Source organism: Knoellia subterranea KCTC 19937 (assembly GCF_000768685.1).
GTDB classification, from domain to species: domain Bacteria; phylum Actinomycetota; class Actinomycetes; order Actinomycetales; family Dermatophilaceae; genus Knoellia; species Knoellia subterranea.
Genome location: NZ_AVPK01000004.1, coordinates 281,919 through 297,386, shown reverse-complemented (window position 1 = coordinate 297,386; position 15,468 = coordinate 281,919). Strand labels below are relative to the sequence as shown.

16 protein-coding genes are annotated in these 15,468 nt (G+C 69.1%); 10 read left to right on the top strand and 6 right to left on the bottom strand.

Annotation, left to right across the window (positions count from 1 at the left end; genetic code table 11):
• The first annotated feature begins 31 nt into the window (after positions 1-31).
• The 3 genes from N803_RS09245 to N803_RS09235 are packed head-to-tail and all read left to right on the top strand — an operon-like array spanning position 32 to position 1,874.
• On the top strand, positions 32-652 hold the full coding sequence (locus N803_RS09245; protein ID WP_035904341.1) for a hypothetical protein: 621 nt from the start codon (positions 32-34) through the stop codon (positions 650-652).
• A complete protein-coding gene (locus N803_RS09240; RefSeq protein WP_035904340.1) occupies positions 649-1,248 on the top strand; it encodes a hypothetical protein in 600 nt (199 codons plus the stop codon). Before N803_RS09245 ends, N803_RS09240 begins: the two co-directional genes overlap by 4 nt.
• Positions 1,245-1,874, top strand: a complete 630-nt coding sequence (locus N803_RS09235; RefSeq protein ID WP_035904339.1) for a hypothetical protein — start codon at positions 1,245-1,247, stop codon at positions 1,872-1,874. Before N803_RS09240 ends, N803_RS09235 begins: the two co-directional genes overlap by 4 nt.
• On the opposite strand, the gene N803_RS09230 is transcribed toward N803_RS09235, so the two are convergent.
• The 3 genes from N803_RS09230 to N803_RS09220 form a co-directional block, all read right to left on the bottom strand.
• The gene (locus tag N803_RS09230) at positions 1,852-3,150 is read right to left on the bottom strand and encodes a hypothetical protein (protein WP_035904338.1); all 1,299 of its coding nucleotides are present in this window, start codon (positions 3,148-3,150) and stop codon (positions 1,852-1,854) included. The two genes, N803_RS09235 and N803_RS09230, sit on opposite strands and share 23 nt — an antisense overlap.
• Before the next feature lie 78 nt (positions 3,151-3,228).
• Entirely contained in the window at positions 3,229-3,912 is a 684-nt protein-coding gene (locus tag N803_RS09225) for an alpha/beta fold hydrolase (protein ID WP_035904337.1), read from the bottom strand.
• A 5-nt stretch (positions 3,913-3,917) separates the two neighbouring features.
• The gene (locus tag N803_RS09220) at positions 3,918-4,388 is read right to left on the bottom strand and encodes a nitroreductase family deazaflavin-dependent oxidoreductase (RefSeq protein WP_035904335.1); all 471 of its coding nucleotides are present in this window, start codon (positions 4,386-4,388) and stop codon (positions 3,918-3,920) included.
• Between the two features lie 189 nt (positions 4,389-4,577).
• Between N803_RS09220 and N803_RS09215 the strand changes: the two genes are divergently transcribed.
• The 5 genes from N803_RS09215 to N803_RS09195 are packed head-to-tail and all read left to right on the top strand — an operon-like array spanning position 4,578 to position 10,454.
• The gene (locus tag N803_RS09215) at positions 4,578-6,410 is read left to right on the top strand and encodes an ABC transporter substrate-binding protein (protein WP_035904334.1); all 1,833 of its coding nucleotides are present in this window, start codon (positions 4,578-4,580) and stop codon (positions 6,408-6,410) included.
• Between the two features lie 6 nt (positions 6,411-6,416).
• The gene (locus tag N803_RS09210) at positions 6,417-7,487 is read left to right on the top strand and encodes an ABC transporter permease (protein WP_035904333.1); all 1,071 of its coding nucleotides are present in this window, start codon (positions 6,417-6,419) and stop codon (positions 7,485-7,487) included.
• A complete protein-coding gene (locus N803_RS09205; protein ID WP_035904332.1) occupies positions 7,484-8,401 on the top strand; it encodes an ABC transporter permease in 918 nt (305 codons plus the stop codon). The genes N803_RS09210 and N803_RS09205 overlap by 4 nt, the downstream gene beginning before the upstream one ends.
• The gene (locus tag N803_RS09200) at positions 8,401-9,423 is read left to right on the top strand and encodes an ABC transporter ATP-binding protein (protein ID WP_035904331.1); all 1,023 of its coding nucleotides are present in this window, start codon (positions 8,401-8,403) and stop codon (positions 9,421-9,423) included. The genes N803_RS09205 and N803_RS09200 overlap by 1 nt, the downstream gene beginning before the upstream one ends.
• Positions 9,420-10,454, top strand: a complete 1,035-nt coding sequence (locus tag N803_RS09195) for an ABC transporter ATP-binding protein (protein WP_035904329.1) — start codon at positions 9,420-9,422, stop codon at positions 10,452-10,454. The genes N803_RS09200 and N803_RS09195 overlap by 4 nt, the downstream gene beginning before the upstream one ends.
• On the opposite strand, the gene N803_RS09190 is transcribed toward N803_RS09195, so the two are convergent.
• On the bottom strand, positions 10,419-11,351 hold the full coding sequence (locus N803_RS09190; protein WP_035904328.1) for a S66 peptidase family protein: 933 nt from the start codon (positions 11,349-11,351) through the stop codon (positions 10,419-10,421). The two genes, N803_RS09195 and N803_RS09190, sit on opposite strands and share 36 nt — an antisense overlap.
• Before the next feature lie 18 nt (positions 11,352-11,369).
• The gene (locus N803_RS09185) at positions 11,370-12,275 is read right to left on the bottom strand and encodes an NAD(P)/FAD-dependent oxidoreductase (RefSeq protein WP_035904327.1); all 906 of its coding nucleotides are present in this window, start codon (positions 12,273-12,275) and stop codon (positions 11,370-11,372) included.
• Between the two features lie 106 nt (positions 12,276-12,381).
• Between N803_RS09185 and N803_RS09180 the strand changes: the two genes are divergently transcribed.
• The gene (locus tag N803_RS09180) at positions 12,382-13,656 is read left to right on the top strand and encodes an MFS transporter (RefSeq protein ID WP_052112091.1); all 1,275 of its coding nucleotides are present in this window, start codon (positions 12,382-12,384) and stop codon (positions 13,654-13,656) included.
• Positions 13,657-13,918: 262 nt separating this feature from the next.
• On the opposite strand, the gene N803_RS09175 is transcribed toward N803_RS09180, so the two are convergent.
• The gene (locus tag N803_RS09175) at positions 13,919-15,025 is read right to left on the bottom strand and encodes a DNA polymerase IV (RefSeq protein ID WP_035904325.1); all 1,107 of its coding nucleotides are present in this window, start codon (positions 15,023-15,025) and stop codon (positions 13,919-13,921) included.
• Positions 15,026-15,098: 73 nt separating this feature from the next.
• Here N803_RS09175 and N803_RS09170 point away from each other — a divergent pair, with 73 nt between their 5' ends.
• Positions 15,099-15,446 (top strand): MazG-like family protein, encoded by a 348-nt coding sequence (locus N803_RS09170; RefSeq protein ID WP_035904324.1) that lies wholly within the window; start codon positions 15,099-15,101, stop codon positions 15,444-15,446.
• The last annotated feature ends 22 nt before the right edge of the window (positions 15,447-15,468 follow it).

Below are 15,468 nucleotides of genomic sequence, written 5' to 3'. Positions count from 1 at the left end.
GCCGTCGCGCTTTGTCTCTAGAATCCGTGGCGTGGGGGAAGACATCGAGTCCAAGCGCGGGGTGCTGCGGCGCACTGGGAGCTACTTGCGCTCGCGACCGACGTCGCAAAAGGTCGGCGCCGGGGCCGCTGCGGCACTGCTCGCGAGCGCACCCTTCGGCGGACTTTCGGGTCCGGCTGCGGACGGTCCCGGGACGATCGTGGCGGGCAAGGCGCTCATGGTCGGCCCCTACAAGGTCGTCATCGACAAGGTCGTGGAGCTGCCCGACCTCAAGCCGGCCGTCTCGCCCGAGCCGTCGCAGCGTGTCGTCGTCCTCGACTCTCACGTCACCCTCACCGGGGACCGACCCGAATACGCGGTGACGCTCACGCAGAACGTCAAGATCCAAGGCGGCGGCGTGAAGGTCGTCGACGGACCTCGCCTCTACTTCGTCGAGGACGCCACGCAGATGCGGGAGTTCAACCCCGGACTGACCTACCGACTCGCCATCACCTTCACGACCTCCGGTCCGTGGCAGGGCGACGAGGTCACGGTGAAGAGCCGGCTCGTCGAGTTCCGCGAGGAGGACTCGGCAACGCTCGACCCGAACGCCTGGGTGGCTCGCGACGAGATCCAGGCCCAGGGAGAATTGCCGATCGTGAGACGGTCATGAGGCGCGCCGTCGCCTCGGCCGCGATCGTCATCGCCGCCATGGGCCTCGGCAGGCTCATCACCGACCACCTGCCTACGACAGAGACCGCCGACAAGCCGTTCTTCCACGACGGCGCAGTGGGCTCACCGGTGGCGCTCGACTACGCCGATGTCACCGTGACGGGCGTCCACGTCACGCCGACGATCATGGGCAACCCCGCGTCGGCCGCCGGGGGTCGTTGGCTCGTCGTGGACCTCGAGCTCAAGGCCCGCCACTCGCCCACGAGCATGGCCGGTTTCTTCCTCGTCGACGCCAACGACCGGAGATGGATCGCTTCCTCCCGCGGCCCCGAGTGCGCGACGGCAGCCAACCTCTCCACTGGTGTTCGCCACTGGGCGAGCATCTGCTTCGACGTGCCGAAGGAGGCGCTCGCGGATGCCCGGCTCATGGCCACACGAGGCGCATGGGACTCCCACGAGGCGCAGTTCCGGCGCGACGACGTCGCCAGGGTCGACCTCGGCATTGCCGGCTCCGAGGTCGACGCCCTCTGGGCGCAGAAGGACGCCGTGAACGTCAAGGAAGCCGGCCCCGTGCCGCCCGAGGAGGCACAGCGATGAGCCCGGCACGACGTCCGAGCCGCTGGTGGATCGCCGCAACACCGGTCGCGATCGCCGCCATGCTCGCCGGCAACGGGTTCCGCGTGCCGGTCTTCTGGTATCAGTCGGGCCAGCACCACGAGATCGCGAGCGGCGATGCACGCGAATGGGTGAGTGTGTCCGAGCGCACCTCCGATGCCCACGGCGATTTCAGCCGCAAGTACAGCGTGCGCCTCGTCGGGCTCGGAGGTGAGCGGACGGCATACGAGACGCGTTATGACGACTTCGCACTTCGCGACGGGATGGTCGCGCGGACCGTCAATCTCGACTTCCGTGCGGACCCATCGGTGCCGCTCAAGCACTGCAACCTCACGCTGGTCGACGACCGTGGGCGCGAGTACCGCGTGGGGCACCTGTTCGACGGCATCGGGCCGAACATCACGGTGTGCGTGCCCGAGAAGACGCCGGGGCCGAGCGCTCCAGTGCTGAAGAACGACGCGCGTGGCAGCCTGCCCGAGGACGAGCTCCCCCGACCCGGCGAATGGTCGGCATCGCCCGAGATCGCCGTCCCCAAGGACGCGACGTTCGTCGAACTGCGGATCTCCTTCGAGAACCCGGACTACGTCACGCTACGGCTGCCGCGCTGACCTGATCGGCGGCCGGAGCAGGGTTGGGCTCGGGTTCGGCGGCCTCCGCCAGCCTCGGGCCGAGGAGCCAGTCGATGGCCGCCGCGAGGAGCGCAGCTGCGAGCACCATCGTCAGGGCGAGCCCGACGGACTTCTCCATCGGCGCGATCGCGAGCCAGGTCTTCGTCTCGAGCGGCCCGATCGCCCACCGCAGGAGCTGGCTCACGAGCCAAGGGATGCGCAGCACGAGGAGGAAGGCGAGGCTGAAGGTCAGCATCGGCAGCAGGCCCGCCGTGGCCATCATCCGCAGGCCGTTCCAGAAGGCCGACCAGCGCTCACGAACGTCGGCCACGAGCCCGCCACCCCAGCGGCGCACGGGAGCCGGCACGCGCTCCCACCGCGGATTCGGCTGTGCTGCAGGCGTTTCGGGAGGCGAGAGCTTGTGCCCCAGTACGACGGCACCGACGGTCAGCCAGGCGAGCGGGACGATCACCACGGCATCGACCGCGCCGAGCAGACCGAAGAGCCACGCGGTGGCGGTGTCGACCGGGTTGGCGAGTGGCCCCAGCGAGGAGACGACACTGTCGTACTGGTCCAGGACGAGACGCGCCGCACGTCGGTTCTCGACCCACGACTGTCCGGCGTCACGAATCTCGGTCACCTGCTGGGCGACCTGCGAGGTGTAGTAGACCTCGACGAGAGCACCGAGGAACGCCAACCCGAGGAACTTCGTGACGCTCTCGATCTTGCCCAGTGCGAAGCGCAGCACCCACGCGATGCCCACGATCGCGAGCACGATCTGCCAGTCATAGATCGCGAGTCGGCTGGCGAAGTCGTATTCAACGTCGCCGTTGAGGCTGAACTGGTTGAACTCGGCGTAGGCCGCCTCGTTGGTGAACCTGAACAGGTCCTCCTTGAGCAGCCCGTAGGAGACGTAGACCGCGAGGAAGGGCACGAGCACCGACACCGCGACATCGACGAGTCGCCGCTCGCGCTGTTCGGTGACAGCCTGCGGACCCTCACTCTCTGAGAGCGCCTCGACATTCGGCAGCGCACCCCGAGTCATGTAGAGCATGGCGATCATCGCCCCGAGGAATCCCAACGGAGCGATGACGAGGATGAGCTGCGCGAGGAAGCCGTTGAAGTCGCTGACGATGACCGCCAGCCACATCGCCGCACTCCGCACCGCGAGCCCGAGGCAGGCGATGACGACGAACGGCGCCCAGTAGGTGCGCAGGATGCGCGCTGCCGACAGCAGCACCGCGGGGATGTCCCGGACCCGCATCTCGGTGTTCATGCTCTCCCCCGTCCCCGCGCCCACCCGGGCTCGACCTGTCGTGCGGAGCATACCGAGCGGCGCGCTCCCGCGGTTGGCTCACGTGTCGAGGTGGTCCCGGACGACGTGGAGGTATGCCGCAGGGTCGCCTGCGTGGATCTCGTGCCCGACGGGGATGGTCACCTTGCGGGCCGCGCCCACTGTGGTGACGAGGTCGTCCACCCACTCCTCAGGGACGAAGCTCGGCGGCCCGCCGCTGATCGCCAGAACAGGCGCCGAGATCGCGGAGAGGACTTCCGTCCAGTCGGCGGCAGGGGTGTCCACCTGGGGTCGCACCCGCTCGACCATCGCCCAGTCGAAGTTGAGCTCGCCGTGCGGCCGGCTCGGCATGGACGGGGTGCGGGCGCGCATCAGACCGACGTCCTCGAGGACGAATCGTCGCACGTTTGGCGACGTGGCCGGGACACGGCACGCGACGAGCCCTCCGAGTGAATGACCCACGAGGTCAACGGGATTCGGCAGCTGAGACACGAGCGACGCCACGTCGTCGGCCATGAGCTCGATCGAGTAGGTGCCCGGCCAGTCGGACTCACCATGGCCGCGCAGGTCGACGGCATGGACGGTGCGGTCGCGACTCAGGTCAGCGGCGACGTCGTCCCAGTCCGTGGCGGTGAGTCCCGTGCCGTGGAGCAGGACGACGTCGGGGTGACGCGGTTGGGCGCACTCCCACATCCGGACTGCGAGCGTGACGTCACCGACGTCGAAACGGTGGGCGGACGGCATACGGATCACGTCCGTTCGGGAAGCAGGTCAAGGCGGACCATCGGCAACCCGGCCACCTCGTGACCGACCGCTTCCTCGATGACTCCGCGAAGCTGCTGCCATGCCCGTGGGTGTTCAGTCGCGTAGCGGCCCAAGGTCTCCGCTGACTCCTCGGCGGACAGGAACCGGGCGAGTGCCGGGACGCGCCGTCGGGTTCCGATGCTCACGTGACACCGCGGCTCGGCCTCGAGGTTGCGGTACCACTGCGCCCGTCGCCCGAACCCGCTGACGATGACGAGCGCGTCGGGTTCGGGACGCTCGACGAGTTCGAGACAAACAAAGCGCGGCTCACCGGACTTCCTACCGACGTGTTCGAGCAGCAGAACACGGCCGCCGAAGAGCCAGCCGAGGCCGTGCCGGAACAACCAGATCGGCGCGCGCGCTGACCGGCGGTCCTGCAGGAGTCGCGCGCCGAGATGTGCCGGGCTGAGGTTCATCGCTCCCGACGTTACCTCCGACCGCCCCCGTGGCACGGGGCACGTCGTGACGAAAAGTTACGGAACGACCGCATCTGCGTGGGAGTTATTGACGACGCTCCGGAACCCGTGTAGACCTCATCGGCAACCGCGCGCGTCGCGCGGCGCGCGACAAGGTCGTCGCGCGAAGGCCCAGAGGATCGAGGACCGATGTTCCGCACGAACCATCGTGGCCGGGGGTTCAGCACCGCCGTCTCCGGATTGCTCATCACGCTTTTGGCATGTGTCACAACGCTTTTCGCCGGTTCCGGCGCGAGTGCTGACACCAAGGACGAGAAGACGCTGACGATCGCCGTCAGCCAGGAGGTCGACTCGCTCAGCCCGTTCCTCGCCGTCCGTCGCATCACGACGGCGATCGGCCGCCTCTCCTACGACTTCCTCACGAACTACGACCCCAAGACGGGCAAGACCATTCCTGCCCTCGCCGAGTCGTGGTCGACGTCGGAGGACGGACTCACCTGGACCTACAAGATCCGTGACACGAAGTGGACCGACGGCCAGCCCATCACGGCCGAGGACGCCCGCTGGACGTTCGACACGATGATGAAGGACGAGGCCGCCGCGACGGCCAACGGCAACTTCGTCGAGAACTTCGAGACCGTCAGCGCACCCGACCCGCGCACCCTCGTCGTCAAGCTCAAGGCCCCGCAGGCGACGATGCTCGCGCTCGACGTGCCGATCCTCCCCAAGCACAAGTGGGAAAAGGTCACCGACTTCGCCAAGTTCAACAACGACCAGGAGTTCCCCATCGTCGGGAGCGGCCCGTGGATCGTCAGCGCCTACGACGTGAACAACTCGATCACGCTCACGCCCAACAAGGACTTCTGGCGGGGCGCCCCCAAGTTCGACAAGCTCGTCTTCCGCTACATCGACGACAGTGACGCCCAGGTCGAGGCTCTCAAGGCCGGCGAGGTCGACTTCGTCTCCGGCCTCACTCCCGCCCAGGCGACGGCGCTCGAGTCGGCCGACAACATCACCGTCAACAAGGCCAAGGGCAAGCGCTTCCAGGCGATCACGCTCAACCCGGGGGCGAAGCTCCAGGACGGCACCGCCTTCGGTGACGGCAACAAGGCCCTCCAGGACCCGATCGTCCGCGAGGCGCTCGTCCGCACCATCGACCGCGAGGCCATCTACAAGACGGCCTACGGCGGCTTCGGTGAGGCCAACGGTGGCTACATCCCGTCGCGCTACGCCGACTACCACTGGCAGCCCGAGGGTGACGCCGTCATCGGCTTCGACATCGCCAAGGCCAACTCGCTGCTCGACGGCGCCGGGTACGCGAAGGGCTCGGACGGCATACGCGCCAAGGGCGCCCTGAAGCTGTCGTTCCGCTTCAACGTCCACGGCGACAACCCGCAGTACATCCAGGCCGCCGAGATGATGCGCGAGTGGGCCAAGGAGGCCGGGATCGAGCTCAAGGTCGAGCCCGTGTCCGAGGTCGGCGCGCTGCTCGACGCCGGCACCTACGACATCCTCACGACGGGATGGAGCGTCAACCCCGACCCCGACTACATCCTCGGGATCAACCGCTGTTCCGGCCTGCCCGCCAAGGTGGGCGGTCCGTACCTGTCCGACGCGTACTACTGCAACCCCGAGTACGACAAGCTGTATGCCGCGCAGCTCGCCGAACTCGACCCGGCCAAGCGCGCCGGCATCGTCAAGCAGATGGAGGAGATCCTCTACAAGGACAACGTCTTCGTTGTCTGGGGCTACGCCGACCAGCTCGAGGCGTTCCGCTCCGACACCATCGGCTCGATGCAGCCGCAGCCCGACCCGGGCGGAAACTACGACAGCCAGGACGGCTACTGGAGCTGGTGGTCGGCGACGCCTGCCGGTGAGGACTCCGGCGCCGCGTCCGGTGACGACGGTGGCAGCAATTCCGGACTGCTCGTCGGTGGTGGCGCTGTCGTACTCGCCGCCCTCGCGGCCGGCCTCGTGCTCATGCGTCGTCGCGGTGGCGCCACTGCGGACGACCGCGAGTGACGCTGGATGACCGAGCTTCCACCCAGTGACGTGGTCCCGCACCTCGACGAGGTGCGGGATCGCGTCGCGGCGCCCGAGAACCCGACCGACGCGCGACGGGACGGAGGGTGCCTGCGCCGCAACACGGCATACATCGGACAACGGCTCCTCGGAGCCGCCACGTCTCTCGTCGCGGTGATCTTCACGAGCTTCTTCCTCTTCCGAATCATCCCGGGCGACCCGGTGCGGGTCATGACCCACGGACGGCCCGTGAGCGTCGAGCAGAAGGAGGCGCTGACACGCGAATTCGGGCTCGACAAGCCGCTGTTGGAGCAGTTCGGGCACTACCTGCTCGGCGTGCTGCGGCTCGACTTCGGGGAGTCGTTCCAGTACAACCGGCCGGTGCTGTCGATGGTCGGCGACCGGCTCTGGCCGACGCTGCTGCTCGTCGGCGCGAGCCTCATCGTGTCGGCGGCACTCGGTCTGTGGCTCGGCGTGCAGGGAGCGTGGAGGCACGGAAGCACCGCCGACCGGGTGAATACCGGTGTGGCACTGACGTTGTGGTCGGTGCCGAGCTTCTGGCTCGGGCTCATCCTCATCGTCGTCTTCGGGTCCGGGCTGGGGTGGTTCCCGACGTCGGGGATGAAGACGCCAGGGGTGGAGGGCTTCGACGCCGTCCTCGACGTGGCGCACCACATGGTGCTGCCGCTCGTCACGCTGGTGGCCGTCGTCTATGCGCAGTACCTGCTCGTCATGCGCTCCTCGCTGCTCGACGAGATGGGGTCGGACTACCTCACGACCGCGCGCGCCAAGGGCCTGCGTGACGCCGAGGTGAAGCGGCAGCACGCCGTCCCCAACGCGCTGCTCCCGACGACGACGCTGCTCTTCATCAACATCGGCTTCGTGCTCTTCGGTGCAGTCCTCGTCGAGACGGTCTTCTCGTGGCCCGGCCTCGGGAAGCTCTTCTATGAAGGGCTGAGCGTGCCCGACCTGCCGCTCGTGCAGGGCCTGTTCGTCATCTTCAGCTCGGCGGTCATCCTCATGAACCTCGTCTCCGACCTGATTTATCCGCTCATCGACCCCCGGGTGCGCCCATGACGACGTCAGCTTCTGCCGCCACGCCGCGCACACCTCGCCAGCTCGCCTGGACGCGTCGCCGCCGAGCGGTCGCGAAGTTCTGGGGCGACTACAGCCAGAACCGTGCGGGACTCTTCGGGCTCGCCGTCCTCGCGCTGTTCGTCCTCGCGGCACTCCTCGTGCCGTGGATCGTCGGCGAGGACGCACTGAGCGTGACGCGTCCGGCCGGTGAGCCGCTGCAGCCACCGAGTGGCGAATTCTGGCTCGGCACAGACCGATCCGGCCGCTCGGTGCTCGACCTCATCCTGTGGGGCTCACGCGTCTCGCTCACCGTCGGCTTCGCCGCGACCTTCATCTCGATCGCCCTCGGCTCCCTCATCGGCATCCTCGCCGGCCACTTCCACGGCTGGCTGTCGGGGCTTCTCCTGCGGATCACCGACTGGTTCCTCGTCATGCCGACGCTGGTGCTCGCCGTGGCCCTCGCCGCCGTCCTCGGGCGCAGCCTGTCGACGATCATCATCGCCATCGGCGTGACCTCATGGCCGACGACGGCCCGGCTCGTTCGGGCGCAGACACTCGCCGTGGAGGCCCGCCCCTACATCGAACGAGCGCGTGCCCTTGGCGGCGGGCACTGGCACGTCATGACCCGGCACGTCCTGCCCAACGTCATGCCGATCGTGCTCGCCCAGACGACGCTCATGGTCGCCGGCGCCATCCTCACCGAGTCGACCGTGGCCTTCCTCGGCCTCGGTGACCCGACCGTCCCGTCGTGGGGCAGCACGATCCAGGCGGCCCGCGACACGGGGGCGGTGAGCTCCGGCATGTGGTGGTACATCCTCCCGCCCGGCATCGCGATCGCGCTCGTCGCACTGGCATTCACGTTGTGCGGACGCGCAATCGAGGGCGTCCTCAACCCCCGACTGAGGTCCCGCTGATGACGACACCACTGCTCTCGATCGAAGGCCTCACCGTCGGCTACGGCACCCGCGACGGCGTCGTGAACGCGGTGCGCGGCGTCGACCTCACCCTGGCCCGCGGTGAGAAGCTCGGCGTCGCCGGCGAGTCCGGGTCGGGCAAGTCGACCCTGGCGTTGGCGCTGCTGCGACTCCTCCCCCCGACCGCGACGGTCACGGGACGCGTCCTCCTCGACGGCGAGGACGTCCTCGAGATGGGCTGGGGGCGATTGCGCGCCGTGCGCTGGGCCGGAGCGTCGATCATCTTCCAGGGGGCCATGCACTCCCTCAACCCCGTTCAGACCATCGGGGACCAGATCGCCGAGCCGATCCTGCGCCACCAGAAGGTGTCTCGCGATGCCGCTGCCACGCGCGTGCGGGAGCTGCTCGGCCAGGTCGGGATGCTGCCCGACCGCGCCCGCTCCTACCCGCACGAGCTGTCGGGCGGTCAGCGACAGCGCGTCATGATCGCCATGGCCCTCGCCTGCGAACCGGACCTCGTCATCGCCGACGAACCCACGACCGCTCTCGACGTCATGGTGCAGGCGCAGATCCTCACGCTCATCGACGGCCTCGTCGCGAGCCGCGGCATCAGCCTGCTCATGATCAGCCACGACCTGTCCGTCCTCTCGGACGTCTGCGACCGCCTTGCGGTGATGTATGCCGGCCGCGTCGTCGAGGTGGGACCGGCCAGTGACGTTTTCCGCGCCGCCCGCCACCCGTATGGCGCGGCTCTCGCGGGTGCCTTCCCAACCGTGGGCGATCCGGCCGCACGGATGCGGCCGCAGGGCCTGCCGGGCGACCCGCCAGACCCTCAGGATCTGCCGTCGGGGTGCGCGTTCCACCCGCGATGCGCGGTGCGCCTGGATCACTGCGACTCGGTCGACCCGGTGCTGTGGCCGGCCGGTGCGGACAACCACACTGCGGCCTGCGTGCGGGTCCTGCCGGATGAAGGGCGTTCTCTCACAGCCGATCCAGCGCCAGTTGAGGAGGCCACTCGATGACCGACGAGACTGCATCACTGCTCGCTGCGCGGGACCTGCGGGTGACCTTCCCCGGCCGCCGCGGTGGCGGCTCCGCCAGGGCCGTGGACGGGGTCAACCTCGACATCGCTCCCGGCGAGATCGTCGCGCTGGTTGGTGAGTCCGGTTGCGGCAAGACAACCTTGGCGCGCACGCTCCTCGGGCTCCAGAAGCCCACGGGAGGCGAGGTGTCCTATCGGGGCACTCCCCTGCGCTACGGATCCAAGGACCTCAAGGCCTACCGCCGTGAAGCCCAGCTCGTCCTCCAGGACCCGAGTGGCTCACTCAACCCACGGCATACGGTCTATGACGCCGTCGCCGAAGGGCTGCGGATCCACGGCGAAGTCGCCGACGAGCGCGAACGCGTCGCGGATGCGTTGTCCCGAGCCGGAATGCGCCCTCCGGAGCGCTACTTCCTGCGCTACCCGCACGAGCTGTCGGGCGGCCAGCGCCAGCGCGTCGTCATCGCCGGAGCGCTCGTCCTCGAGCCCACGCTCCTCGTCGCCGACGAGCCGGTGGCTTCGCTCGACGCGTCGGTGCGCGGCGAGATCCTCGCGCTGCTCCTGCGCCTGCGAGAGGAACTCGGTCTCGCCGCGCTCGTCGTCACCCACGACCTCGGCCTCGCGTGGAACATCGCCGACCGCGTCGCTGTCATGTATCTCGGCCGCATCATCGAGACCGGCCCGGTGGAGAAGATCCTCACCGCCCCGGAGCATCCGTACACGCAGGCGCTGCTGTCCGTGCTGCCGGAGGGCGGCACGCCAGTCGTCCTGTCGGGTGAGCCGCCGGACCCGTCGCGTGTGCCGGGTGGGTGCCGCTTTCACGTGCGATGCCAGGCGTTGGCATCGGGCGCGGCCGAGGCTGCGGGAGTGGCCGAACTGTGCCGGACGACGGACCTGCCGGTTCTCGACGGGCGCGGAACCCTGGCGGCCTGCCACCTGGCTCAGGCGCGCGTCGCGCTGCCGACGCCTGCTGCCTCAGGCGAGCGCGGGGACGTCGAACCGCAGGGTTGACGCGTCCGCATCGAGGGTGGCCGGGATGCCCAGCGGGACGGTGATCGTGCTCGGGCAGTGCCCGAACCCGAAGTTGCCCACGATCGGCACACCGAGGTCGCCGAGGCGTTCGACGACGAGGTCCTCCACCGGCTCGCAGCCCTGCCACGAGCCGAGGACGACGCCGTTCACACCGTCGAGCCAGCCGGCGCGACGGAGGTGCGTGAGGTAGCCGTCGATCCGATAGGCCTTCTCGTCGACGTCCTCGAGGAGGAGCAGCCCACCGGCGGCCGACGGCACGCCCGTCGGGGTTCCGAGCTCACCGGCGAGGAGGCTGAGGCAACCGCCGACGGTGACACCTTGGGCGCGGCCACCGACGAGGGTGTGCGCGTCGCCCGGGCCGAGCTCCTGGACCGACTCGGGTTCGAAGAGGGTGCGGCGCAGGTGCTCGGGGCTCGCCTCGTCGTTGAGGAAGACCTCCGTCGCCGACATGGGACCGTGCAGTGAGACCAGCCCGAGGTGGGTCGCCACCGCCGAGTGCAGGGCGGTGATGTCGCTGTAGCCAACGAGCACCTTGGGCCCGGCCGCGCGCATCGCCGCCCAGTCGAGGCGGTCGACCATGCGCTGCACGCCGTAGCCACCTCGCGCACACACGACCGCAGCGACATCGGGGTCGCACCACGCTGCCTCGAAGTCCGCGGCTCGCGCCTCGTCGTCGCCCGCGAGGTAGGAGAACTGCTCCGACGTCGCACCCGCGTGCGGGGCCACGACGACATCGAGCCCCCAGCTCCGCAGGATGGCCGTGCCAGCCTCGATCCGGTCGTGCGGCGCCGGGCCGCTCGGGGAGGCGATGACGACGCGGTCACCCTCCGTGAGTCGCTTCGGTCGCTCCAGCGGTGTCACGGGCGTCGCAGTCACCCCGCCATTCCAACACGCTCAGTCGCGCTGGAGCAGCCCGGCGATGGCCGAGCTGGCGGCCATCTGGCCGGCCGCCGACGCCATGACGACGGACGCCATCGGCATGGGAAACACGGGCAGGTGCGCGAGGTCGCCGGCAGCCAGCACACCATCGACGCTCGTCTTCCCGAACTCGTCGATGCGCACCGCACCCGAGGGGTTGAGGTCGAGCCCGAGCTGCTCGGCGAACGGCGCTGACTGGTGCAGCATCGGCACGACGAACAACACCGCGACGTCCTCGGAGGTCCCGTCGTCGAGGGCAACGCGCAAGCCGTCGCCTTCGCGCTCGACCGCAGTCATGCGCGCAGTGACGACCGGCGCAGCCAGCCCATCGGGCACGTCCTGGCCCTCGGCGAACACGACGAACTCCCCGGCGACCGGTCGCATGAGCGCCGTGAGGTGTGCAGCCGTGGCAGCACCGACGACACCGACGCGCTGCCCACGGAACTCGTACCCGTGGCAGAACGGGCACTGCGCCGCGAGGTCGCCCCACACCTCCTGCAGCCCGGGCACGGGCGGCAGTTCGTCGCGGACCCCGGTGGCGAGGATGACGGCATACGACGTCATCACGGAACCACCCGCGAGGGTGAGCCGGAATCCGGTCCCGTCCCGCTCGATCGTCTCGACCCGCTCGTTGCGCACCGAGACGGTGTCGTATGCCGTGAGCTCGGCTCGTGCGGCCGCGCGGAAGTCAGCGGGTGGGGTGCCGTCGTGGGTGACGACGTTGTGCATGTGGCTCACGGTGGCGTTGCGGTAGGTGCCGTCGTCGAAGACGGTCGCGTTGCGGCGCACGCGTCCGATGGTGAGGGCGGCCTGGAGTCCGGCGGGGCCGCAGCCGATGATCGCGATGTCGGTGTGGTTCGGGGTTGCAGGTGAGGTCGTCATGAGTCGATGTTGAACCTTCAGGTCAACCTGAAGGCAAATCCCCGTGGCACCCCCTTCGCGCGGCATGTACTTTGACGTCGAGATACTTTCGGGAGGGGTAGTCCAGATGACGAAGAAGTGGTGGCGCGCGATCGTCCCGCCGACCAAGCTCGAACGCGACCTCGCGCTGCAGAGCGTTCTGTCCGCCTTCGCCACGGGGTCATTCCTCACGGGCACGGCGGTGTTCTTCACCCAGATCGTCGGACTCACCGGTGCGCAGGTGGGTCTTGGCATGTCCGTCGCGGCGGCCGTCACGCTCGCCCTGTCGATCCCGCTCGGACGGCTCACCGACCTCGTCGGCGCCAAGCCGCTCTGGGTGGTGGGCTCCCTCGTCGAGGCACTGCTGTACCTCGCCTGGCCGGCAGCGAGCGGTTTCGTGACTTTCGTCCTGCTCCTCGCCCTGCTCTCCACGGTCGAGGCCGCGACCCGCTCCGCGCGCAACGTCTACCGGATCGAGGTCTTCCCGCGCGAGACGCGGGTGCGGGCCATGGCTTATCAGCGGTCAGCGCGCAACGTCGGCTACACCCTCGGTGCCGGCACCGCTGGCATCGCCCTCGGCATCGGCACCCACGCGGCGATCATCGCGATCCCGCTCGTCACAGCTGCACTGCTCCTCGTCAACGCCGCGATGGTCTCCTTCCTCCCGCCGATCCAGCGCTCGACGCCGGCGGCGACCGGGGAGGAGCCGCACGTCACGCCGGCCGCGCTCAAGAACTTCGGGTTCGTCGCGCTGTCGATGTGCAACGGCGTCCTCACGTCGAATCAGGTGCTGCTCAACGTCGTCGTCCCCCTGTGGCTGGTCGAGCAAACCGATGCTCCGCGCACGCTCCTCGCGTGGCTCTTCGGTACCAATACGGTTCTCGCCGTGCTGCTCCAGGTTCGTGCCTCGCGCGGCGCCGAGACGGTCGACGGGTCGCTGCGGGCCGTGCGTCTGTCGGGACTGGCGTTCGTTCTGTCCTGCGCGATCATCAGCTTCACGCACGAAACCGTCGGCTGGGTGTCCGTCGTCCTCATCTGGATCGGCCACGTCACCATCACCGGCGCCGAGCTGTGGCAGTCGGCCTCCGACTGGGGCTTCACGTCGGAACTGTCCGACCCGCTGCGTCTCGGCGACTACCAGGGCGTGTGGTCGCTCGGGTACCAGATCGAGCCGATCATCTTCCCGGCGCTCTACACGTTCCTGGCGCTGAGCTGGGGTCCTGCGGGTTGGGCGGTCATTGCGGTGATCGCTGTGACCGCTGCAGTCCTCTCGCACCCGGCAGCTCGGGCGGCGGAGCGACACCTCGAGCGGCACCGTGCGCCGGTCGATGTCACTCCCGTCGATGCGGCTCCAGCTGTCTGAGGTCGCCCTGAAGGCATGTCGAGGGCTGAGGGCTGAGGGCTGAGGGCTGAGGGCTGCACAATCTGGTTCGCGAACCACCACGTTGTTCGATGACCGGATCGATCCGGTCATCGAGTGAGTCCGTGGTTCGCGAACCGCTTTGTGCAGGGCACGCGGTTTGGACAAGCCTTCGACTTATTGCCCCACTGGGCGGCTACGCGGACGCGGAACCCGCCCACGGACGCGCCCAATCGGGCAATAAGTCGAGCCCGGCAGGGGCGGGTCAGGTCGGGTCGGCCGCGGCGGGGCCGCCACGACCGGTGGTGCGCGGCGGCTCGTAGCCACCCTCGGGCTCGACCATCTCGGCTCGCACGCCGAGGAGTCGGATCGGCCGGTCGTCCCCGAGCCCGCGCAGGAGGTCGAGTGCCGTCGCCGCGATGACCTTCGGGTCGTACGTGGGCTCCGCGAGCTTGCGGATGCGGGTCGTCGTGAAGAACGGCGCGAACCGCACCTTGAGGTGCACGCGGGCACACGCCCGATCCTCACGGCGGATGTCCTCGACGACCTGCTCGGCGAGGTTCGTGATGGCGGCGGCGACCTCGTCGGGGTCGGTGAGGTTGGACTGATAGGTCGTCTCACGTCCGTGCGCCCGCGCGACCCACGGGGTGTCGTCGATGACGGTGACGCCGAGGCCTCGCCCGAGCCGGCCGTAGTGCGGCCCCATCCGCGGCCCGAACTCCGCCGTGAGCACGTCGTCGGAGGCGTCGGCGAGCTGCTGCACGGTGTCGTAGCCGTGGGACGCGAGCCGCGCAGCGATCCGGTTGCCCACGCCCCAGAGCGCCGTCGTCGGCCGCTCGCCCATGACCTCGAACCAGTTGTCACGGGTGAGGACGAAGACCCCGCGCGGCTTGCCGAAGTCGGTGGCGATCTTGGCGCGCACGGTCGTGTCGCCGACCCCGACCGAGCAGTGCAACTGCGACGCCTCGAGCACCTCGGCCCGGATTGCCTCGGCGTGCGCGACGGCCTCCGCGACGTCGTCACCGGGCGTCTCGATGCCGACGAACGCCTCGTCCCACCCGAGCACCTGGACGACCGCACCCTCGTGGGCCCGGAGCGCCTCCATGACGACCGCCGACGCCGCGTCATAAGCGGGACCGTCGACGGGTAGGAACACCGCATCGGGGATCTTGCGCACCGCCGTCTTGAGAGGCATGCCCGAGCGGACACCGAACTCGCGCGCCTCATAGGACGCCGTCGACACGACCGCCCGCTCCGTCGGGTCGCCCCGCCCGCCGACGACGACGGGCAGGCCCGCGAGCTCCGGCCGACGCAGGATCTCGACGGCCGCGATGAACTGGTCGAGGTCGACGTGGAGCACCCAGCGCGCCATGGGCCCAGTCTGCCGTGCACCTGGGACAGCGCGGGCCACGGCGACGTCAGCACCCACGCGTAGCGTGGCGAGCATGGACTTGGGGGAACTGACGCGGCGGGTCGAATACATCTCAGCGGGATATGCCGACCTGCACGACGTCGCGCGCACGGATGAGTGGCTCCTGCTGAAGCTCACCGAGGAAGTGGGCGAACTCGTCCAGGCGCACTTGAACTCGTCAGGCCAGAGTCGCGATCGCGGCCTCGACAACGACAGTCAACGCCGGGCGACCGAGGACGAGCTGGCCGACGTCGTCAGCATGTGTCTGGTCTATGCCCATCGGCAGGGCATCGACGTGGAGCAGGCCATCGAGCGCAAGTGGTTCCGCCATGAGCAGCACCACCGCGACCGCGGCTTCGATCCCGAGACGAGCGAGCGCTAGCGATCTCGGCACACGGCATACA

Excerpts from the sequence above, each read along its gene's own strand:
- N803_RS09210 (WP_035904333.1), top strand. The coding sequence starts at position 6,417 with ATGACCGAGCTTCCACCCAGTGACGTGGTCCCGCACCTCGACGAGGTG.
- N803_RS09220 (WP_035904335.1), bottom strand. The coding sequence starts at position 4,388 with ATGAACCTCAGCCCGGCACATCTCGGCGCGCGACTCCTGCAGGACCGC.
- N803_RS09170 (WP_035904324.1), top strand. The coding sequence starts at position 15,099 with ATGGACTTGGGGGAACTGACGCGGCGGGTCGAATACATCTCAGCGGGA.
- N803_RS09195 (WP_035904329.1), top strand. The coding sequence starts at position 9,420 with ATGACCGACGAGACTGCATCACTGCTCGCTGCGCGGGACCTGCGGGTG.
- N803_RS09230 (WP_035904338.1), bottom strand. The coding sequence starts at position 3,150 with ATGAACACCGAGATGCGGGTCCGGGACATCCCCGCGGTGCTGCTGTCG.
- N803_RS09205 (WP_035904332.1), top strand. The coding sequence starts at position 7,484 with ATGACGACGTCAGCTTCTGCCGCCACGCCGCGCACACCTCGCCAGCTC.
- N803_RS09200 (WP_035904331.1), top strand. The coding sequence starts at position 8,401 with ATGACGACACCACTGCTCTCGATCGAAGGCCTCACCGTCGGCTACGGC.
- N803_RS09235 (WP_035904339.1), top strand. The coding sequence starts at position 1,245 with ATGAGCCCGGCACGACGTCCGAGCCGCTGGTGGATCGCCGCAACACCG.
- N803_RS09215 (WP_035904334.1), top strand. The coding sequence starts at position 4,578 with ATGTTCCGCACGAACCATCGTGGCCGGGGGTTCAGCACCGCCGTCTCC.
- N803_RS09240 (WP_035904340.1), top strand. The coding sequence starts at position 649 with ATGAGGCGCGCCGTCGCCTCGGCCGCGATCGTCATCGCCGCCATGGGC.
- N803_RS09180 (WP_052112091.1), top strand. The coding sequence starts at position 12,382 with ATGACGAAGAAGTGGTGGCGCGCGATCGTCCCGCCGACCAAGCTCGAA.
- N803_RS09175 (WP_035904325.1), bottom strand. The coding sequence starts at position 15,025 with ATGGCGCGCTGGGTGCTCCACGTCGACCTCGACCAGTTCATCGCGGCC.
- N803_RS09185 (WP_035904327.1), bottom strand. The coding sequence starts at position 12,275 with ATGACGACCTCACCTGCAACCCCGAACCACACCGACATCGCGATCATC.
- N803_RS09225 (WP_035904337.1), bottom strand. The coding sequence starts at position 3,912 with ATGCCGTCCGCCCACCGTTTCGACGTCGGTGACGTCACGCTCGCAGTC.